The organism is Pseudomonas sp. StFLB209 (genome assembly GCF_000829415.1).
GTDB lineage: Bacteria > Pseudomonadota > Gammaproteobacteria > Pseudomonadales > Pseudomonadaceae > Aquipseudomonas.
Genome location: NZ_AP014637.1, coordinates 1,243,662 through 1,261,856, shown reverse-complemented (window position 1 = coordinate 1,261,856; position 18,195 = coordinate 1,243,662). Strand labels below are relative to the sequence as shown.

Annotated in this window: 21 protein-coding genes; 12 read left to right on the top strand and 9 right to left on the bottom strand. The window is 62.8% G+C overall.

The annotated features are described in order from the left end of the window. Positions 1 to 14: 14 nt before the first annotated feature. Positions 15 to 617 carry a DUF2796 domain-containing protein gene (locus PSCI_RS05815; protein ID WP_045484004.1) on the bottom strand — a complete coding sequence of 201 codons (603 nt, stop codon included), beginning with the start codon at positions 615 to 617 and terminating at the stop codon, positions 15 to 17. 138 nt (positions 618 to 755) lie between these two features. Between PSCI_RS05815 and PSCI_RS05810 the strand changes: the two genes are divergently transcribed. Next, positions 756 to 1,130: a hypothetical protein gene (locus tag PSCI_RS05810; RefSeq protein ID WP_045484001.1), complete on the top strand. Its 375-nt coding sequence runs from the start codon at positions 756 to 758 to the stop codon at positions 1,128 to 1,130. Here PSCI_RS05810 and trxA read toward each other — a convergent pair. From trxA to PSCI_RS05795, 3 genes are read right to left on the bottom strand one after another with little or no spacing between them, the layout of a single operon-like run. Further along, on the bottom strand, positions 1,124 to 1,999 hold the full coding sequence (gene trxA, locus PSCI_RS05805) for a thioredoxin (protein WP_045483998.1): 876 nt from the start codon (positions 1,997 to 1,999) through the stop codon (positions 1,124 to 1,126). The two genes, PSCI_RS05810 and trxA, sit on opposite strands and share 7 nt — an antisense overlap. A gap of 39 nt (positions 2,000 to 2,038) precedes the next feature. Continuing rightward, positions 2,039 to 2,713, bottom strand: a complete 675-nt coding sequence (locus PSCI_RS05800) for a class I SAM-dependent methyltransferase (protein WP_045483996.1) — start codon at positions 2,711 to 2,713, stop codon at positions 2,039 to 2,041. Continuing rightward, positions 2,710 to 3,159 carry a YbaY family lipoprotein gene (locus tag PSCI_RS05795; protein ID WP_045483993.1) on the bottom strand — a complete coding sequence of 150 codons (450 nt, stop codon included), beginning with the start codon at positions 3,157 to 3,159 and terminating at the stop codon, positions 2,710 to 2,712. The genes PSCI_RS05800 and PSCI_RS05795 overlap by 4 nt, the downstream gene beginning before the upstream one ends. Positions 3,160 to 3,322: 163 nt before the next feature. Here PSCI_RS05795 and nrdR point away from each other — a divergent pair, with 163 nt between their 5' ends. The 10 genes from nrdR to PSCI_RS05745 all read left to right on the top strand — a co-directional run bounded on the left by nrdR (position 3,323) and on the right by PSCI_RS05745 (position 10,628). After that, positions 3,323 to 3,787, top strand: coding sequence for a transcriptional regulator NrdR (gene nrdR, locus PSCI_RS05790; RefSeq protein ID WP_045493887.1), 465 nt, complete (start codon positions 3,323 to 3,325; stop codon positions 3,785 to 3,787). Continuing rightward, positions 3,784 to 4,920 (top strand): bifunctional diaminohydroxyphosphoribosylaminopyrimidine deaminase/5-amino-6-(5-phosphoribosylamino)uracil reductase RibD, encoded by a 1,137-nt coding sequence (gene ribD / locus PSCI_RS05785; RefSeq protein WP_045483990.1) that lies wholly within the window; start codon positions 3,784 to 3,786, stop codon positions 4,918 to 4,920. Before nrdR ends, ribD begins: the two co-directional genes overlap by 4 nt. Before the next feature lie 57 nt (positions 4,921 to 4,977). Next, positions 4,978 to 5,640, top strand: coding sequence for a riboflavin synthase (locus tag PSCI_RS05780; protein ID WP_045483987.1), 663 nt, complete (start codon positions 4,978 to 4,980; stop codon positions 5,638 to 5,640). 16 nt (positions 5,641 to 5,656) lie between these two features. Next, positions 5,657 to 6,748, top strand: a complete 1,092-nt coding sequence (ribBA, locus tag PSCI_RS05775) for a bifunctional 3,4-dihydroxy-2-butanone-4-phosphate synthase/GTP cyclohydrolase II (RefSeq protein WP_045483984.1) — start codon at positions 5,657 to 5,659, stop codon at positions 6,746 to 6,748. Positions 6,749 to 7,021: 273 nt separating this feature from the next. Further along, positions 7,022 to 7,498 carry a 6,7-dimethyl-8-ribityllumazine synthase gene (ribH, locus tag PSCI_RS05770; RefSeq protein ID WP_045483981.1) on the top strand — a complete coding sequence of 159 codons (477 nt, stop codon included), beginning with the start codon at positions 7,022 to 7,024 and terminating at the stop codon, positions 7,496 to 7,498. Beyond that, positions 7,495 to 7,992, top strand: a complete 498-nt coding sequence (gene nusB / locus PSCI_RS05765) for a transcription antitermination factor NusB (protein WP_045483978.1) — start codon at positions 7,495 to 7,497, stop codon at positions 7,990 to 7,992. The genes ribH and nusB overlap by 4 nt, the downstream gene beginning before the upstream one ends. A 26-nt stretch (positions 7,993 to 8,018) precedes the next feature. Further along, positions 8,019 to 8,984 (top strand): thiamine-phosphate kinase, encoded by a 966-nt coding sequence (gene thiL / locus PSCI_RS05760; protein WP_045483975.1) that lies wholly within the window; start codon positions 8,019 to 8,021, stop codon positions 8,982 to 8,984. After that, positions 8,981 to 9,490, top strand: coding sequence for a phosphatidylglycerophosphatase A family protein (locus tag PSCI_RS05755; protein ID WP_045483972.1), 510 nt, complete (start codon positions 8,981 to 8,983; stop codon positions 9,488 to 9,490). Before thiL ends, PSCI_RS05755 begins: the two co-directional genes overlap by 4 nt. 95 nt (positions 9,491 to 9,585) lie before the next feature. Then, positions 9,586 to 10,203 carry a GTP cyclohydrolase II gene (gene ribA, locus PSCI_RS05750; protein WP_045483968.1) on the top strand — a complete coding sequence of 206 codons (618 nt, stop codon included), beginning with the start codon at positions 9,586 to 9,588 and terminating at the stop codon, positions 10,201 to 10,203. Further along, entirely contained in the window at positions 10,200 to 10,628 is a 429-nt protein-coding gene (locus PSCI_RS05745) for a hypothetical protein (protein WP_045483966.1), read from the top strand. Before ribA ends, PSCI_RS05745 begins: the two co-directional genes overlap by 4 nt. 126 nt (positions 10,629 to 10,754) lie before the next feature. On the opposite strand, the gene dxs is transcribed toward PSCI_RS05745, so the two are convergent. The 4 genes from dxs to metC all read right to left on the bottom strand — a co-directional run bounded on the left by dxs (position 10,755) and on the right by metC (position 15,284). Then, entirely contained in the window at positions 10,755 to 12,653 is a 1,899-nt protein-coding gene (gene dxs, locus PSCI_RS05740) for a 1-deoxy-D-xylulose-5-phosphate synthase (RefSeq protein WP_045483963.1), read from the bottom strand. Positions 12,654 to 12,808: 155 nt separating this feature from the next. Further along, complete coding sequence (gene ispA, locus PSCI_RS05735) at positions 12,809 to 13,696, bottom strand: (2E,6E)-farnesyl diphosphate synthase (RefSeq protein WP_045483960.1); 888 nt, start codon at positions 13,694 to 13,696, stop codon at positions 12,809 to 12,811. Further along, positions 13,693 to 13,950, bottom strand: a complete 258-nt coding sequence (locus PSCI_RS05730) for an exodeoxyribonuclease VII small subunit (RefSeq protein WP_045483958.1) — start codon at positions 13,948 to 13,950, stop codon at positions 13,693 to 13,695. The genes ispA and PSCI_RS05730 overlap by 4 nt, the downstream gene beginning before the upstream one ends. 170 nt (positions 13,951 to 14,120) lie before the next feature. Further along, positions 14,121 to 15,284 (bottom strand): cystathionine beta-lyase, encoded by a 1,164-nt coding sequence (gene metC, locus PSCI_RS05725; protein WP_045483956.1) that lies wholly within the window; start codon positions 15,282 to 15,284, stop codon positions 14,121 to 14,123. Between the two features lie 191 nt (positions 15,285 to 15,475). Here metC and PSCI_RS28430 point away from each other — a divergent pair, with 191 nt between their 5' ends. Continuing rightward, on the top strand, positions 15,476 to 16,870 hold the full coding sequence (locus PSCI_RS28430) for a contractile injection system protein, VgrG/Pvc8 family (RefSeq protein WP_084709860.1): 1,395 nt from the start codon (positions 15,476 to 15,478) through the stop codon (positions 16,868 to 16,870). On the opposite strand, the gene PSCI_RS05705 is transcribed toward PSCI_RS28430, so the two are convergent. Then, the gene (locus PSCI_RS05705) at positions 16,772 to 18,112 is read right to left on the bottom strand and encodes an MATE family efflux transporter (RefSeq protein WP_045483947.1); all 1,341 of its coding nucleotides are present in this window, start codon (positions 18,110 to 18,112) and stop codon (positions 16,772 to 16,774) included. The genes PSCI_RS28430 and PSCI_RS05705 overlap by 99 nt on opposite strands. Positions 18,113 to 18,195 lie beyond the last annotated feature (83 nt).

Genomic DNA, 18,195 nt, shown 5'->3' with positions numbered 1-18,195 from the left:
ATACAGCCACAGACTCAGAACTTGACGCTCGGATTGGCTGCGATGACCTCGGCACCGGACTGGCCGCCAGGAGAAATCAGCTGCACCTGGAGCTTCTTGGTGTCAGGGAAGGTCTTGAAGACCTGGCTCAGGTCGAGTTTCTTCAGAATCGCCGGTGCATCGCAAGTGAAGATGTAGTTGGCGTGGATTTCACTGTGTTCGTGCTCGCCGCTCTCGGCAGGTTTCGCGTGATCGTGATCCTTGGCGTGGTCATGTTCATCTGGCTTGTCGCCAAACAGCGGGCTTTCCAGCTTCACCGAACGGGCCGAGCAATGGGCGGCTTCAGAGATGCTGAACAGCGCGTTGGGCTTGAGCAGATATTCGCGGGCCTTGGCGACTTTGGCTTTGTCTTCAGCGCTGCTCGGGGCGTGCTCGAAGCCGACAATGTTCATCGCCGGGCTTTCGAATTGCACTTGCAGTGTCTTGCCTTCAAGTACCACATCCAGGCGACCGACACCGTGTTCATGGGCGCCCAGGCTGCCGTGGTCGTGCTCATGGTCATGATCGTGCTCCGCTGCGGCCTGGGCGAAAGCCAGCGGCAGCAGGGCGAAGGGCAGGGCGAGCAACAGACGGCGCATAACGGACTCCGGCGGGATGACTTGAAATGTAATGTAATGTAATCTTATAACAGAGGTCGGCAATGATAGCGGTTTTTTTTGCCGCTGCCGAGGGCAGCTGTGGGAGCATGCGTATCTGATTGTTGGAAGGGGCAGACCATGCTGCGGATTCGCGGAAGCATCGGCCAGTGGCCGGTGGACCTTGAGATTGAAATGGATGAAGGCGATTGGGCGAGGTTGTTTGCCGGGTTCGGCACCGCGCAGCCAGGCAATGGCCAGCAGGCTGCGACGTCCGAGGACGCCCGGCCTACGGCGACCAGCCAGCCGCTCAACCAGGACGACCGGCTGTGGCAACACGCCCAACAGCTGCTGCAACAAGCCGGTGCATTGAGCGGCCCGGACCTGCTCGGGCAACTTGAAAGCCTGGCCGGCAGCGCCGCAGCGGCCAAGCGCTTGCTGGTGCGGCTACGTCACAACGCCCAGGTCAAGGTCGAAAGCGGCGCTGATGCGCCGCTGTACAGCTGGGTTCAATAAAGCGCGGCGAACAGCTTGCGGCGGTAGGTCGTGACCAGAGGATGGTCATTGCCGAGCAGATCGAACACTTGCAGCAAGGTCTTGTGCGGCAGGCCTTCGCTGTAACCACGGTTGCGGACAAACAGCTTGAGCAGGCCTTCGAGTGCCGCCTCGTACTGCTGGCGCGCCAGTTGCTGGACGGCCAGTTGGTAAGCGGCTTCGTCGTCCTGTGGGTTCTGCGCCAGGCGGCTCTTGAGCTCAGCGCTTTGCGGCAGTTGCGCGGCCTGGCCGAGGAAGGTCAATTGCGCTTTGGCACCGGCCAGTTCAGCCTTGTGTGCATCGTCGCTGTTGACCGCATCCAGTACGGTGCGTGCTTCGCCCAGTTCACCGCGTTCAGCCAGGCAGCGTGCATACAGGATCAGACCCTTGGCGTTGCTGTTGTCTTCACTGAGCAGCACCTTGAGCTGCGCTTCGGCTTCGGCAAACCGGCTTTCGGCAAACAGTTGCCCGGCCAGTTGCAACGGGTCGGCAGCCGCCGGTGCCGGCAGTTGCACGTGCGGCTCCAGGAATTTGCGGATTTCCGACTCCGGTTGTGCGCCGGCAAACCCGTCGACCGGCTGGCCGTCCTTGAACAACACGATGGTCGGCAGGCTGCGGATGCCGAAGCGGCCGACGATTTCCTGTTCGATGTCGCAGTTGACCTTGGCCAGTATCAGATTGCCCTGATAGCCCTCGGTGATCTGTGCCAGCAGCGGCATCAGTACCTTGCATGGCGCGCACCACTCGGCCCAGAAATCGACCAGTACCGGTTGCTGGAAGGACTTCTCGATGACCTGTTGATCGAAGGTGGCGACGGTTACGTCGTAGATATAAGGCGTGTCCTGGCTCATTGCGCGTCTCGCATCTCGGGATGCTGCCAACTATAAAGGTCACAAGGCATTGCTGAAAGCTGTGTGCTCCGAGCGGCTGGCGTGATACAGGCTGACATGGCGAAATTCATGGGGCTCGGCCAGGTCCGGCAAGGTCAGCGCCTGCAGGCTGGCCAGGCGCTGGTAGGACCGATGCTGGAAGTCGCGCACCCGTGAGTCGGCCACCAGTGCCTGATGGCCGCGGCTGAGAAAATGATCCAGCAGTGGCAGGTTGGCGCGGTCGTAGAGCACGTCAGCGACCAGAATCAGGTCGAAGCGGTCGGCCTCGGCAAAGAAGTCTGTCGAGTAACTGAGCTTCACGCCATTGAGTGCGGCGTTGGCTCGGCAGGCATGAAGGGCCAGCGGGTCAAGGTCGCAAGCCACCACCTCCAGTGCCCCGGCCTTGGCCGCAGCAATGGCCGCCACTCCGGAGCCAGAGCCGAAATCCAGCACCCGCTTGCCGGCCACCCAGTGCGGCTGCTCGGCCACAAAGCGCGCCAGTGCCAGGCCGCTGGCCCAGCAGAAACCCCAGTAGGGCGGTTGTTCGAGAATGCGCCGGGTTTCTTCGGGGCTGAATGCCCGGTCCATGTTCTGCTCGTCGATCAGCCACAGGCTCAGGTCGGTGCCCGGCAGCGGCGTGACCACCAGCCGGGCATCGCCAAGTAATTGGCTTAATGCGTGTTGCAGGACTTTCACGGCGCCTTGACGAGTTGCAACGGGCCGAGTGCCTGGGTATTGGGCTGCTCGATGCGCAGCGCAGGCAGATGCAGGATCAACTGGCCGGACTGGCTGGCACGCCCGCGCAGCTCGACCCGCGCGCCGGCCGGGAACGCCTCGGGGTTGAAGCGCACCTGGAACGGCAGCGACTGGCCGTTGCCCTGGAGTTTGGTACTGGCCAGCAGCTTCTGCGGCCGACCGCGCTCGTCGATCACCAGAATCGCCAGTTCGACTTCCGCGCCTGCCGGGATGCCCAGCAACTGGCCGCTCAATTCACGCTGATGTGGCAATAGCGGGCCTGGACCTTCCGGCTTCTTGACGACGGCTTGCGCCGGGCGGGCCGGGGTCGGCTCCGGTGCTTCATTGCTGCTGCAGGCGCCCAGCAGTGCAACCAGGCCGAGCACGGCGAAATGTCTTGGTGACATGAATACTCCAGCTAAAACAGTGGAGGAGCACGCATCGGCTCCGGCATCGGGTAAACGTGACGGCAGTTTCATATTGCCGTGGCGCTGTGTCCAGCGCTCTGAGTCTTGTCTTGGCGACGAGATGCGCTACCATGGCGCTCCCCTTTTTCAGTGGCTTGCCACCATGCACTGTCCCTTCTGCGCTGCCAATGACACCAAAGTCATCGACTCGCGCCTGGTTGCCGAAGGCGAGCAGGTCCGTCGCCGTCGCGAGTGTCTGGCCTGCGGCGAGCGTTTTACCACCTTCGAGACCGCCGAACTGGTCATGCCGCGGCTGATCAAGCAGGACGGCAGACGTCAGCCTTTCGATGAAGAAAAACTGCGGGCCGGCATGCAGCGGGCGCTGGAAAAGCGTCCTGTCAGTGTTGAACGCCTGGAAGCGGCGCTGGTGCATATCAAGCACAAGCTGCGAGCGACCGGCGAGCGTGAGCTCAAGTCGCTTGTGGTGGGTGAGCTGGTCATGGGCGAGTTGCAAAAGCTCGATGAGATTGCCTACATCCGCTTTGCTTCGGTGTATCGGCGCTTTCAGGACCTCAACGAATTTCGCGAAGAGATCGAGCGCCTGGCTCGTGAGCCGGGCAAGGAATGAGCGCGCAGCAAGCGGTACTCGACGCCGGTTACATGGCTCGCGCGCTGGAGCTGGCACGCAAGGGGCGTTACTCCACCCATCCCAACCCGCGGGTCGGTTGCGTGATCGTGCGCGATGCTCAGGTGGTGGGCGAAGGCTGGCATGTACGGGCCGGTGAGCCGCATGCCGAAGTGCATGCCCTGCGTCAGGCCGGTGAACAGGCCCGTGGGGCCACCGCCTATGTCACTCTTGAACCGTGCAGCCATCATGGCCGCACCCCACCGTGCGCTGACGCATTGGTCAAGGCAGGCGTGGGGCGGGTGGTGGCGGCGATGCAGGACCCCAATCCGCAAGTGGCCGGGCGTGGCTTGCAGCGCCTGCACGACGCTGGCATCGAAGTCCACAGCGGTGTGCTGCAAGCCGAGGCGCGTAAGCTGAACAAAGGCTTTATCAAACGTATGGAAAGCGGCCTGCCTTATGTGCGGGTCAAGCTGGCCATGAGCCTGGACGGGCGCACGGCGATGGCCAGCGGCGAAAGCCAATGGATCACAGGTCCCGAGGCGCGTGCCGCCGTCCAGCGTTTGCGCGCCCAATCGAGCGTAGTGCTCAGCGGTGCCGACACGGTACTCACCGACAACGCACGGCTGACAGTGCGCCCCGAACAACTGGCTCTGGACCCAGAGCAGACCGCTCTGGCCGCCAGCCGGGCACCATTGCGGGTCCTGGTCGATGGCCGCTTGCGAGTGCCTCTGGACAGCGCTTTCTTCCAGGCTGGCCCGGCGCTGGTGGCGGCTTGTGCGGGCGCCGATGCCGTGGCGCATTACCAGGCGCAGGGCCATGAATTGCTCAGCCTGCCCGGTGCGCAGGGGCATGTCGATTTACGCGCTTTGCTGCTTGAGCTGGGCGCGCGCGGTGCCAATGACGTGTTGGTCGAGGCCGGCCCACGACTGGCCGGGGCCTTCGCTCAGCTTGGCCTGGTCGACGAATACCAGATCTTCATCGCCGGCAAGTTCCTCGGCTCCAGCGCCAGGCCGTTGCTGGATTTGCCGTTGTCGCGAATGGATGAAGCCTTGGAGCTCAATATCGTGAAAATGCGTGCAGTTGGCAGCGATTGGCACGTCATTGCTCTGCCTGCGCCCAGACGCGGCGTATAATTTCCGGCTTTGCCCTGGCGCCTGTTGGCGTGCAGCCTGTTCCTGCGGAGGATCCCCATGTTTACCGGCATCATCGAATCGATCGGCAGCATCCGTGCACTGACTCCCAAAGGCGGCGACGTTCGGGTGTATGTGGAGACCGGCAAACTCGACCTGAGCGATGTCAAGCTCGGCGACAGTATCGCGGTCAACGGCGTGTGCCTGACCGCGGTTGAACTGCCAGGCGACGGTTTCTGGGCCGATGTCAGCCGCGAAACCCTCGACGTCACCGCATTCGTCGACCTCAAGACCGGCAGCCGGGTCAACCTGGAAAAGGCCCTGACTCCCAGCTCACGGCTGGGCGGCCACTTGGTCAGCGGTCACGTCGATGGCGTGGGCGAGATCGTTTCGCGGGAAGAAAACGCCCGGGCGATCCAGTTCCGTGTGCGTGCGCCGCGTGAGCTGGCCAAATACATCGCTCACAAAGGCTCGATCACCGTTGATGGCACCAGCCTGACCGTCAATGCCGTGCACGGCGCCGAGTTCGAGCTGACCATCGTGCCGCACACCCTGGCCGAGACCATCATGGCTGACTACCGCCCGGGGCGTAAGGTCAACCTTGAAGTCGACCTGCTGGCGCGTTATCTGGAGCGCCTGCTGTTGGGCGACAAGGCCGCCGAACCGACCCAGGGCGGTATCACCGAAAGCTTTCTGGCCGCCAACGGCTACCTGAAATCCTGAATTAAGGGGGTGCCGCGTGGCGCTCAACACGATTGAAGACCTGATCGAAGACATTCGTCAGGGCAAGATGGTCATCCTCATGGATGACGAAGACCGCGAGAACGAAGGCGACCTGATCATGGCCGCCGAATGCGTCAAGCCTGAGCACATCAACTTCATGGCCCGCTACGCGCGCGGCCTGATCTGCATGCCCATGAGCCGCGAGCGTTGTGAAACGCTCAAGCTGCCGCTGATGGCGCCGCGCAACGGTTCTGGCTTCGGCACCAAGTTCACGGTGTCCATCGAAGCCGCCGAAGGCGTGACCACCGGTATCTCTGCTGCCGACCGTGCACGCACTGTGCAGGCGGCAGCGGCCAGGGATGCCAAGGCTGAAGACATCGTCAGCCCCGGCCATATCTTCCCGCTGATGGCCCAGCCTGGCGGCACCCTGGCGCGTGCCGGGCACACTGAGGCCGCCTGCGACCTGGCGCGGATGGCCGGTTTCGAGCCGTCCGGGGTGATCTGCGAAATCATGAACGACGACGGCACCATGTCGCGTCGCGCCGAGCTGGAAGCTTTCGCCCTTGAACATGACATCAAGATCGGCACCATTGCCGACCTGATTCACTATCGCATGACCCACGAACGTACCGTTCAGCGGATTGCCGAGCAGCCGATGGACAGCGAAGTGGGGCACTTCAACCTGGTGACCTACCGTGATTCGGTCGAAGGCGAAGTGCATCTGGCCCTGACCCTGGGCAAGATCTGCGCCGAAGAGCCGACTCTGGTGCGGGTCCATAACATGGACCCGCTGCGCGACCTGCTGCTGGTCAAACAGCCCGGCCGCTGGAGCCTGCGCGCCGCCATGGCAGCCGTGGCAGAGGCCGGCAGCGGTGTCGTGCTGCTGCTCGGTCACCCGCTTGATGGCGATGTGCTGTTGGCGCATATTCGGGAAACCGCCGGGCAACAGCCGATCAAGTTGCCGAGCACCTACAGCACGGTGGGCGCCGGTTCGCAAATCCTGCGCGACCTCGGTGTGCGCAAGATGCGCCTGATGAGTTCGCCAATGAAGTTCAATGCGATATCCGGTTTTGATCTGGAAGTTGTAGAATACGTGCCATCGGAATGACAACTCGCGCGCAGATAGAGCAAAAACCCAGGTTTTTGCCGTCTGCGCGTCGTGCTTTTTGATTGATGACCTAATGGGCACCTCGAAAAATGTAGGCGAGGCAGTCAGCGCAAGGCGAGAACCGGCGAGAAAGCGGAGTTTACGGGGTGTAAATGAGCATTTTGAGCCGGTTTTCAATGCAGCGATGGCAACGCAGGTAGTTTTTAGAGGTGCCCTGACATTTTCAATGTTCGCCACTGAGGCGAACCCGCTCTTTATACGGGACTCAAGCGCATGACCCTGAAGACCATCGAAGGTACCTTCATCGCACCACAAGGCCGCTACGCCCTTGTGGTTGGCCGTTTCAACAGTTTCGTAGTGGAAAGCCTGGTGAGCGGTGCTATCGATGCGCTGGTTCGCCACGGCATCAAAGAAAGCGACATCACCATCATCCGCGCGCCGGGTGCCTTCGAAATCCCGCTGGTCGTACAGAAAGTCGCCCAGCGCGGCGAATTTGCCGCCATCGTTGCTCTGGGCGCGGTGATTCGCGGTGGTACCCCGCACTTTGAATACGTTGCCGGCGAATGCGTCAAGGGCCTGTCCCAGGTCTCCATGGAGTTCGGCGTACCGGTTGCCTTCGGCGTGTTGACTGTCGACACCATCGAGCAAGCCATCGAGCGTTCCGGCACCAAGGCCGGTAACAAAGGTGCTGAAGCGGCCTTGTCGGCTCTGGAAATGGTCAGCCTGCTGGCGCAGTTGGAGGCCAAGTGATTTCCGACGAAAGCGACAAGTTCAACCCGCGCGAACCCAAGTCACCGGACGTCGCCAAGAGCAAGTCCGCCAAGCGCCGCGAAGCACGGCAACTGGCGACCCAGGCGTTGTACCAGTGGCAGATGGCCGGTCATTCGCTGAACGAGATCGAAGCGCAGTTTCGCGTCGATAACGACTTCAGCAATGTTGACGGCGGTTATTTCCGCGAACTGCTGCACGGCGTGGCCAGCCACAAGGGCGAGATCGACACCGCGCTCAAGCCGTGCCTGGACCTGACCATCGAAGAACTCGACCCGGTTGAACTGGCCGTGCTGCGGCTGTCCACCTTCGAACTGCTGCGTCGCATCGACGTGCCGTATCGCGTGGTGATCAACGAAGCGATCGAACTGGCCAAGGTCTACGGCTCCACTGACGGCCACAAGTTCGTCAACGGTGTGCTGGACAAACTGGCGCCAAGCCTGCGTGCTGCTGAAGTCAAAGCTCACAAGCGCTGATCGGCTTGTCGATAAGGCAGGCTGTCATGGGTGAGTTTGAACTGATCCGTCACTACTTCGCCGCCGCGCCCTGTGCGCGTCCCGGCGAGTCGGTCGCGCTGGGCATCGGTGACGATTGCGCCTTGCTCAGCCTGGCGGCGGGCGAGCAACTGGCGGTGTCTACCGACACCCTGGTGGCCGGGGTGCACTTTCCGGTTGTCTGTGATCCCTTCCTGCTTGGCCAGCGCGCCCTGGGTGTTTCCGCCAGCGACCTGGCGGCGATGGGCGCCCGGCCGATTGGCTTCACCCTCGCGCTGACCCTTCCTGACTTCACGGCCGACTGGCTCAAAGCCTTTGCCGAAGGTCTCAATCGGATGGCCGAAGCCTGCGGGCTGCGCCTGATCGGTGGCGACACCACCCGTGGCCCGCTGAGCCTGACCCTGACAGTTTTTGGCGCTGTGCCTGCCGGCCAGGCGCTGACCCGTGGCGGCGCGCAGATTGGCGAGCTGCTGTGTGTCGGCGGGGCGTTGGGCGATGCGGCGGGCGCCTTGCCGCTGGTGCTGGGCGAGCGCAGCACTGAGCCTGCTGTCAGCGAGCCACTGCTGGCCCGCTACTGGTCGCCACAACCGCAGTTGGCGCTGGGTATGGCCCTGCGCGGCAAGGCCACGGCCGCGCTGGATATTTCCGACGGCTTGCTGGCCGACTGCGGGCATATCGCCAAGGCGTCAGGCGTGCGCCTGCTGGTTGAACGCGACTGTTTGCCGATGTCCAGTGCACTGCTCGACCTGTTGGGCGACGTTGCTGCGCAACAGGCAGCCCTGAGCGGCGGTGACGATTATGTCCTGGCTTTTACTCTGCCAGCCCCTCAGCTGGCCGACTTGCAAGCCGCTGGTTGGCCGATCACTGTCATCGGTCAGGTGACTGCCGGCGAAGGCGTTGCGCTGATCGACCGAGACGGCCAGGACATCACCCCGGCAGTGCGCGGTTATCAACATTTTCGAGATTCACAGTGAATAACAATCCCGACAAGATTTCTGCCGAGTACGTGCCGCCTTCGGTATGGACCAACCCTTGGCATTTCATGGCGTTTGGTTTCGGTACCGGAACCCTGCCCAAGGCACCGGGCACCTGGGGTTCGCTGATCGCCCTGCCGTTCATTCCCCTGTGGCAGATGCTGCCGGGCTGGGGCTACGGCCTGATGCTGGCGATCACCCTGATCTTCGGTTGCTGGCTGTGTGGCAGAGTCGCCGATGATCTGGGCGTGCACGATCATGAAGGCATCGTCTGGGATGAGATTGCCGGCATGTGGATCACCCTGTGGCTGGTTCCCGAGGGCTGGCACTGGCTGCTCGCAGGTTTTGTGTTGTTTCGGTTTTTCGACATTCTTAAACCCTGGCCCATTTGCTGGTGCGACCGGAATATCCAGGGCGGCATCGGCATCATGTTCGACGACGTACTGGCCGGTGTGATGGCCTGGTTGTCGCTACAAGGGCTGGTGTGGATCGTCGACTTAATCTAGTTTTCTGATATTGACGTACGAAAATTCGGCATAAGCGAGTGTCAAACCTGCTGTTACAATGCCGGCTTGCCTGATTTCACATTTAGGAGCACAGGGTGCCCGTCGTTTTTGTCGCCGCTTCCAAATTGCCCACGCCTTTTGCGCAATTCACCATGCACGGCTTTCTTGAGTCGGCCACCGGGCGTGAACACGTTGTCCTGAGCCTTGGCGAGATCGCCGATGGCGCGCCTGTGCTCGGCCGGGTGCATTCCGAATGCCTGACAGGTGATGCGTTGTTCAGCCAGCGTTGCGATTGCGGCTCCCAGCTCGAAGCAGCCCTGCGGGCGATTGCTGAAGAAGGCCGTGGTGTGTTGCTGTATTTGCGCCAGGAAGGCCGAGGTATTGGCCTGATGAACAAGATCCGCGCCTATGAGCTGCAGGATGGTGGTGCCGATACCGTCGAGGCCAACGAGCGCCTGGGCTTTGCCGCCGACATGCGTGAGTACGGGATCTGCCTGCCGATGCTTGAGCACCTTGGCGTGGAGTCGCTACGGCTGATGACCAATAACCCGCGCAAGGTCAAGGCGCTGACCGACATGGGCATCAAGGTTGCCGAGCGGGTGCCGCTGCACACCGGGCGCAATCCGCATAACAAGCTGTACCTGGCTACCAAGGCCGGCAAGCTGGGCCATATGATGGGCAATGAGCATCAGAGCGAGGTCGATCCGGCGTGACCCGGGGCGAGGTGTATCAGCGACTGGAGCTGGCCTGGTGGCGGCAACTGGGCCTGACCCTTGCGCCGTTGCTGCTCGCCTGTCTGTTCTTCAAGGCTTCGGAGCCGGGGATCATGGCGTTGCTGTTGTTTGCAATGGGCGCTGGGTCGTTGTTGATCAGCGTCAGGACCCATGGCGTCTACAAGCGTGCGCTGGAAACCACCCGTACTCACCTGGATACAGCGCAGGAGCCCGCTGCCTGGCTGAACCTGGCGGCGGTGCGGCGTATCGCGTTTCTGGCGGCCAGTACCCCGGCGTGGTTTGCGGCGATTGGCGTGTTGTTCAGCCTTCACGCCGCGCTGGTGTTCCTGCTGGCGTTTGCCAGTATCGGGTTGTTGTTCCTGTACCGTATTCCACGTCTGGTGCCGCCGCAGCCTGCGGCCTAAGCGGTAATGATCGATACACCGAACCGGATCGTTCGCGGCTGAAGCGGATCGCCGCCCGGCCGCTCCTGCAAGGTTTGTGAAACCGTAGGAGAGGCCGGGCGGCGATCCGCTTCAGCCGCGAAGGCGTCAGTTACCCATCAACTCCAGACGCCGCGCAATCGCCGCCGCGATCCCTTCGGCATCCAGGCCGCATTCAGCCAGCATTTGCGCCGGCTTGGCGTGCTCTACATAGGTGTCCGGCAGCCCCAGATGCAGTACCGATTTGAGAATATTGGCCTGGGCGAGGAATTCGCTGACCGCAGCGCCAGCGCCACCCATCACCGAGTTCTCCTCGACAGTCACCAACAGCTCATGACCGGCAGCGATTTCGCGTAGCAGCGCTTCGTCCAGCGGCTTGACGAAACGCATGTCGACCACCGTCGCATCAATCGGCTCAGCGGCTTTTAGCGCGTCGGCCAACTGCACGCCAAACACCAGAATCGCTACGCCGTTACCCTGGCGACGGATTACACCCTTGCCAATCTCGATCGGCGCCAGACCCGCCTCGATGGTGGCGTTCGGACCGGTGCCGCGTGGATAGCGTACCGCCGCCGGGCCTTCGTGCAGGTAGCCGGTGGTCAGCATCTTGCGCAGCTCGTTCTCATCGCTCGGGGTCATGATCAGCATGCCCGGGATGCAGCGCAGGTAAGACAGGTCGAAACTGCCGGCGTGGGTCGGGCCGTCTTCGCCCACCAATCCTGCGCGGTCGATGGCAAACAGCACGTCGAGGTTCTGCACCGCCACGTCATGCACCAACTGGTCATAACCGCGTTGCAGGAAGGTCGAATAGATCGCCACGACCGGCTTGCTGCCCTCGCAGGCCATGCCGGCGGCCAGGGTCACTGCGTGTTGTTCGGCAATCGCCACGTCGAAATAACGCTGCGGAAAACGCTCGGCGAAATCAACCAGATCAGAGCCTTCCTTCATGGCCGGGGTGATGCCCACCAGCCGCAGGTCCTGGCTGGCCATGTCGCAGATCCACTGGCCGAACACACCGGCGTATTTCGGCCCGCCGGGTTTTTTCGGCGCGGCGGCCGGAGCGTCCAGCGGGTCGAGTTTGGTGATCGCGTGGTAACCGATGGGGTCGACTTCCGCCGGGGCGAAGCCTTTGCCCTTTTTGGTGACCACATGCAGGAACTGCGGCCCCTTGAGGTCGCGCATGTTACGCAGGGTGGCGACCAGAGTCGGCAGGTCGTGGCCATCGATCGGGCCGATATAATTCCAGCCCAGCTCTTCGAACAGCGTGCCAGGCACCAGCATGCCCTTGGCGTATTCTTCGGTACGACGGGCGATTTCCCAGGCACCGGGCAGGCGCGACAGCACTTTTTTGCTGCCTTCACGCATGCTGGTGTACGTGCGGCTGGAGAGGATCTTGGCCAGGTAGTTGGACAGGCCGCCCACGTTGCGCGAGATCGACATGTCGTTGTCGTTGAGGATCACCAGCATGTCGGCGTTGACTTCCGGTGCATGGTTCAACGCTTCGAAGGCCATCCCGGCGGTCAGCGCGCCATCGCCGATCACGGCAATCGACTTGCGCTCGATGCCTTGCAGACGAGCGGCAACGGCCATGCCCAGCGCGGCGCTGATCGAGGTGCTGGAGTGGCCGACGCCGAACGTGTCGTACTCGCTTTCGCTGCGCCGCGGGAATGCCGCAATGCCGTCCTTCTGGCGCAGGCTCAGCATGCGCTGGCGACGGCCGGTGAGGATCTTGTGCGGATAGGCCTGATGACCGACGTCCCAGACCAGGCGGTCATCAGGCGTGTCGAACACGTAATGCAGGGCGATGGTCAGTTCGATGACACCCAGACCTGCGCCAAAGTGGCCGCCGGTCTGGCCTACGCTGTAGAGCAGTTCAAGGCGCAGTTCATCGGCCAGGGTTTCCAGCTCGGCTTCGCCGAGGCGGCGCAGGGCGTCCGGTGTGCCAGCACGGTCGAGCAACGGCGTGACGGGGCGCTCGCGGGGAATCTCTTTGAACGTCTTGGGCATCAGGCGAATCGTTATAAGTAGAAGACGCGGCAGTTTACATCAAGCATGGCAGGCTGCCCATGAAGCGCGTCGTGGATGAGTAATGCTGTACGTTTCGACGTGGCAGATCAGCATTGATTCGCTAGCGGGAAACATACGGCGACAGGCGGTGCCAGTCAGTTACGTCGCTCGACAATGTACTGGGCCAGCGCGCGCAACGGTTCGGCGGCCGCGTCGAATGGTCGCAGGGCTTCAAGTGCCTGGTCACGCAGCTCCAGAGCATAGGCCTTGGCGGCGTCCAGCCCCAGCAGTGCAGGGTAGGTCGGCTTGTCGCGGGCGATATCGGCGCCTTGGCGTTTGCCCAGCGTTGCCGTGTCGCTCTCTACGTCGAGAATGTCGTCCTGAACCTGAAAAGCCAGACCGACGGCGCGCGCGTAGACCTGCAAGGCCGCCAGCCGCTCGCTGTCGGCGTGGCCGCTGGCCAGGGCACCGAGGCGTACACTGGCTTCGATCAGGGCGCCGGTCTTGTGCCGGTGCATGTTCTCCAGTGCAGCCTGATCAAGCTTCAGACCCACCGAACCCAGGTCGATGGCCTGGCCGCCGACCATGCCGGCGGGACCGGCGGCACGGGCCAGGGTCTCGACCATCTGCAGGCGGGTTTGCGCATCGCGCACGTTCAGTTGCGGGTCGGTCAGGGCACTGAATGCCAGGCTTTGCAGACCGTCGCCGGCAAGAATCGCGCAGGCTTCGTCGAAGGCCTTGTGGGTCGTTGGCTGGCCGCGCCGCAGGTCGTCATCGTCCATGGCTGGCAGGTCGTCATGGACCAGCGAGTAGGCGTGAATCAGTTCCACCGCACAGGCTGCGCCATTGGCGTGTTCCGGGATGCCGCCCATGGCCTCGCAGGCCGCGTAGGCCAGTAGCGGGCGAACCCGTTTACCGCCGTTCATCACGCTGTAGCGCATTGCCGCATAGATGCGGTCCAGCTCGGCGGTCGGGGCCTTGAACAGCGGTTCCAGAGCACGGTCCACGCGGGCCTGGCTCAGTGCTTGGTAGGTTGCAATCATTGCGCTTGATCCGCTTGGAGTGAGTCACTTTCAAACGGTGCTTCGGCCAGTTCGCCATCACGCTCAAGCAGGATCTGGACCTTCTGTTCGGCCTGGGCCAGCGCACTCTGACAATCGCGGGTCAGGCGCACGCCTTGTTCGAACGCCGTCAGGGAGTCCTCCAGCGACAACTCGCCATTTTCCAGACGCTCTACCAGCGTTTGCAGATCGGCGAGAGACTGTTCGAAATCCAGTGCAGCTTTCTTGCGAGCCATGAGCTATTTCCGGTCAGGGTGAACCGGCGCGACACTAGCAGAGCCGCGCCATCGGGGCAAATTGCACAGCCGGACGAACCGCTGTCAGCCTGCAGTCGCAAAAAGGGCGCCTCTAAAAACGGAGGCGATGGCGCGCGTAGCGCCGCAGGCGCCCAGCCAGCAGGTAGTTTTTAGAGGTGTCCAAAGCCGGCCTGCAAATCAGCGATCAGATCATCGGGATTTTCCAGGCCGATCTGCAAGCGCAGCACCTGCCGGCTACGGCCATCAGTAAACAGGTAGACCTCGCTGACCAGGCTTTCGAAGCCGCCCCACGAATAACCGATGCCAAATAACTTCAGGGCGCTGACAAAACGGTCGGTGGTGCCTGCCGCATCGCTGTTGAATTCAAAGCTGAGCAGGCCATTGCAGCCGTGGAAGTCGCGTTGCCACAGGGCATGACCTGGGTGCTCCGGCAACGCCGGGTACATGACCTGCGCGACCTGGGGCTGGGCCTGGAGCCATTGCGCCACCTGCAAGGCATTGCGCTCATGCATGGCCAGCCGTGCGGCCAGGCTGCGGGCACCGCGCAGCACCAGATAGGCGTCGTCCGGGCTGACGGTACTGCCCATGGCAATCTGCATGGTCTTGAGGGTCTTGAAGTGCGCTTGCGTGGTGCTGACGCTGCCCATCATCACGTCCGAATGGCCGGCCACGTATTTGGTCAGGGCCATCAGCGAGATATCTGCGCCCAGTTCCAGTGGCTTGAACAGCACCCCCGAGCCCCAGGAGTTATCCACCGCCAGCAACAGCTCGCGGGTTTTACACAACCGGGCCAGGGCCGGCAGGTCGCACAGCGCGAAGGTCTGCGAACCTGGGACTTCGGCGTAGATCATCCGTGTGTTGGGCTTGATCAGGGCTTCGATATCGCTGCCATCAGCGGCGTAGTAATCGAATTCGATATCGAAGGCGGTCAGCAGCGTGCGCGCCAGACGCCGTACGGGCGGATACACCGCCTCGGTAATCAGTACGTGCTGGCCGGGGCGCAGAAAAGCCTGAAACATCTGCCCAACCGCGTTCAGCCCGGTGGGGTACAGGCAGGTGCCGTGGGCGCCTTCGAGTTCATTGATCAGGTCCTCCAGCGCAAAGGCGGTGGGGTTGCCATTGGCCGCGTAGGTCAGCGAGCGTTCGCTTTGCGCCCGCAGCTCTTCGGCTTCGCGCAGGCTGGCCAGGCTGTCGAACAGCACGGTGCTCATGCGTACCACCGGCGGATTGACCGACAGCCCGGCGCCACTGGCTGCGCTGCGACCGCCCTGGCTGAGCGCGGTATGGGCACGAGGGTCTTTGGCGATAGGCATGGCAGGCTCCGAAGCTCTGGAAGACGGGCACTCATACTACATGCACTGCACTGTTCCCCGTCAGGGCGTAGTGCATTTGTAGGAAACATCCCCGCATGTCGTAGGCGCCATCTGGTTGTTTGCCCGGCGCTCTACCTGATCGTGCTTCTCGACCAGAATCGCCGCTCATCCCGCGATGCAGAGAGTCCTCCATGACCGATTCCTCGACCTATCGACTGGACGTTGCCGGCTTGCACGAGCCGCTCGCCGTTGCGTCCTTTTTCGGCACCGAGGCCATCAGTCGGCCCTTTGTCTTTGAGCTGACGCTGGGTGAGGGGTATCTCCATATATCCGCCGAGCAGCTGATGTACCGTTCGGCCTTTCTCGCCCTGGGCGCTGCCGGGGCCGGCTTGCACGGGCAGATCCAGAGCGTGCAACGCTGTGTCCAGGGGACGGGCGTTGTCTGCTACCGCCTGACGCTCGGACCACGCCTGGCCTGTCTGGCGCAACGCTATACGCCACGGGTGTTTCAAGACATGAGTGCGACGCAGATCATCACTCAGGTGCTCAGTGAGCATGGCATCGGGACCGATAGCCACCGCTTTCATTTGCAGGAGCCCTGTGCCACGCGGGCGTTCTGTGCGCAGTACCTGGAGAACGACCTGCAATTGCTACAGCGGTTGTGTGCCGAAGAGGGCATTCACTATCACTTTGTTCATGCGCGGCAAAACCATCAGTTGGTCTTCGGCAGTGGCTTGTTCGGTGCCCGGCGCATGGCGCCGGCCCCATGCTGTGAGGATCGGCAGGGCGCTGGCGTGAGCGACTTTGCCCTGACCGGTCCGCAGGCCGGCAGACGGCGCGATGGCAAGGGGCGCAGCACGCTGATGGCGCTGGGCTGTGGGCAACTATTGCCATTGACCGGGCATCCGCGTGCCGAGTGCAATCAGCTCTGGCGAGTGGTTCAGGTCGAGCATCATGGCGAGTCGTTCTACAGCAACCGCTTTGTCGTGCGTTCGTGGGAGGCGCCGGTGCATGTGCCAGCGGTGCCGACGGTCAGTTTCCCGGCCTTGCTGCGCGCCTGGGTGGTCGGTCTTGACGGGCAGCTGGCCGAGCGCGATGCGCGCGGGCGGGTGCGGGTCCAGTTCGACTGGGTCATGCAGGGAGAGGGGGCACGTTTCGCCGATTGCTGGTTGCCGGTGCAGGCCGCTGTGCAGGTGCCACTGTGTGGTGGCATGCCGGTGCTGGTCAGCCCGTCCAGCGAAGCTGGCCGCGAACCACTGGTGATCGCCTGTATGCACGATCAGGCGCCCGAGACGGCCCCAGAGCATGTCGAGGCTCACTTTCCGATCAACTGGCTAACCGGTGCCCAGGATCGCCTGTGGCTCCAGGGCGACCAGCAACTGCAACTGGACGCTGGCGCCAGATTGACCTTGCAGGTCGGCGCCAGCCGCCTGCATCTGGATGACGATGGCCTGACCCTGAGCGCCCCGCGCCTGAGCTTTAGCCCATCAGTGGGCGAACCAGCCATCGCTGCGGTTCAGGCGCCAGGCAATGATCCCAAGGGTCAGGCCACGCAGCAGCATGAACAGCAGGAAGGTCAGCCATAGCGCATGATTGTCCAGCGTCGAGGCCAGCGCTGCGAAGGGCGCCAGTAACACCACGCTGACCAGCATTGCATTACGCATTTCCCGGGCCCGGGTGGCGCCGATGAACAGCCCGTCGAGCAGGTAACTCCAGACCCCGAGCAACGGTGTAAGTGCCAGGTAAGGCAGGTAGGTGAGGGCCGTCTCGCGGATCTGGGCAATGTCGGTCTGCAGGAATACAAACCAGTGCCCGCCGAGGGTAAAGGCCAGGGCGAACAGCAGGCTGACAATCAGCGACCAGCCGCCGGCCACTACCAGGCTGCGGCGCAGGGTGGTGCGATCGCGGGCACCGATGGCGTGGCCGCACAGCGCTTCGACGGCGTGGGCCAGGCCGTCCAGGGCGTGGGCGGTCAGCAGCAAACCATTGAGCAGCAGCGCGTTGGCCGCCACCGTCGCATCGCCCAGGCGCGCGCCTTGCGCAGTGATCATGAACATCACCGATTGCAGCGCCAGGGTGCGCAAGAAAATATCGCGATTCACCCCCAGCAGTGGCCGCCAGTTATGCCAGCGCGCCAGGGCCTGCCAGAGCATCTGCCCCGGCCACAGACGCAGGCGGCGCCAGGCCAGCACCAGCCCCAGCAGCACGCCCAGCCATTCGGCGAGTACCGAGGCGCGGGCCGAGCCGACCACGCCCCAGTCCAGGCCAATCACGAACCACAGGTTAAAAGCGATATTGGCCAGGTTGGTGACCAGCAGGATCGCCAGCGGTGCCCTGGCGTTCTGGGTGCCGAGCAACCAGCCGACCAGCGCGAAAATGGCCAGGGTTGCCGGCAGGCCGTACAGCCGGGTGTAAAAGAACTCCAGGGTCAACTGATGCAAGTCGGGCGAAGCCTGCATAAGGTTCATCGCCGCCTGGCTGAACGGCAGCGCCAGGGTGATCAGCCCGATGGACAGGATCAGCGCCAGCAACAGGCCTTGCAGCAGAATTTGCCGCAGTGCCGCGCCATCTGCGCGGCCGGTGGCCTGGGCGGCAAAACCGGTAGAACCCATGCGCAGGAACACCATGCCCGAGGCCATGAAGCTGTACAGCGTCGAGCCTACCGCCACGGCGCCCAGTTGGTGGGCGTGGGGCAAGTGGCCGATGACGGCGGTATCGACCAGCGCAACCAGCGGGACCGAGATATTCGACAAGATCATTGGCGTCGCCAGACCCCAGACCCGTTTATGGGTAGGGCGGTGACGCCAGTCGTGGATGAGGCTGGACATGAGGGCTCCTGGCAAGCGGCCTAGGGGCTGTTGACGTTTCATCACAACCGCGCCGAGGTCTGTTTTGTCGGCCTGCATAGGCT

Excerpts from the sequence above, each read along its gene's own strand:
- PSCI_RS05815 (WP_045484004.1), bottom strand. The coding sequence starts at position 617 with ATGCGCCGTCTGTTGCTCGCCCTGCCCTTCGCCCTGCTGCCGCTGGCT.
- PSCI_RS05810 (WP_045484001.1), top strand. The coding sequence starts at position 756 with ATGCTGCGGATTCGCGGAAGCATCGGCCAGTGGCCGGTGGACCTTGAG.
- trxA (WP_045483998.1), bottom strand. The coding sequence starts at position 1,999 with ATGAGCCAGGACACGCCTTATATCTACGACGTAACCGTCGCCACCTTC.
- PSCI_RS05795 (WP_045483993.1), bottom strand. The coding sequence starts at position 3,159 with ATGTCACCAAGACATTTCGCCGTGCTCGGCCTGGTTGCACTGCTGGGC.
- nrdR (WP_045493887.1), top strand. The coding sequence starts at position 3,323 with ATGCACTGTCCCTTCTGCGCTGCCAATGACACCAAAGTCATCGACTCG.
- ribD (WP_045483990.1), top strand. The coding sequence starts at position 3,784 with ATGAGCGCGCAGCAAGCGGTACTCGACGCCGGTTACATGGCTCGCGCG.
- PSCI_RS05780 (WP_045483987.1), top strand. The coding sequence starts at position 4,978 with ATGTTTACCGGCATCATCGAATCGATCGGCAGCATCCGTGCACTGACT.
- ribH (WP_045483981.1), top strand. The coding sequence starts at position 7,022 with ATGACCCTGAAGACCATCGAAGGTACCTTCATCGCACCACAAGGCCGC.
- thiL (WP_045483975.1), top strand. The coding sequence starts at position 8,019 with ATGGGTGAGTTTGAACTGATCCGTCACTACTTCGCCGCCGCGCCCTGT.
- dxs (WP_045483963.1), bottom strand. The coding sequence starts at position 12,653 with ATGCCCAAGACGTTCAAAGAGATTCCCCGCGAGCGCCCCGTCACGCCG.
- ispA (WP_045483960.1), bottom strand. The coding sequence starts at position 13,696 with ATGATTGCAACCTACCAAGCACTGAGCCAGGCCCGCGTGGACCGTGCT.
- PSCI_RS05730 (WP_045483958.1), bottom strand. The coding sequence starts at position 13,950 with ATGGCTCGCAAGAAAGCTGCACTGGATTTCGAACAGTCTCTCGCCGAT.
- metC (WP_045483956.1), bottom strand. The coding sequence starts at position 15,284 with ATGCCTATCGCCAAAGACCCTCGTGCCCATACCGCGCTCAGCCAGGGC.
- PSCI_RS28430 (WP_084709860.1), top strand. The coding sequence starts at position 15,476 with ATGACCGATTCCTCGACCTATCGACTGGACGTTGCCGGCTTGCACGAG.
- PSCI_RS05705 (WP_045483947.1), bottom strand. The coding sequence starts at position 18,112 with ATGTCCAGCCTCATCCACGACTGGCGTCACCGCCCTACCCATAAACGG.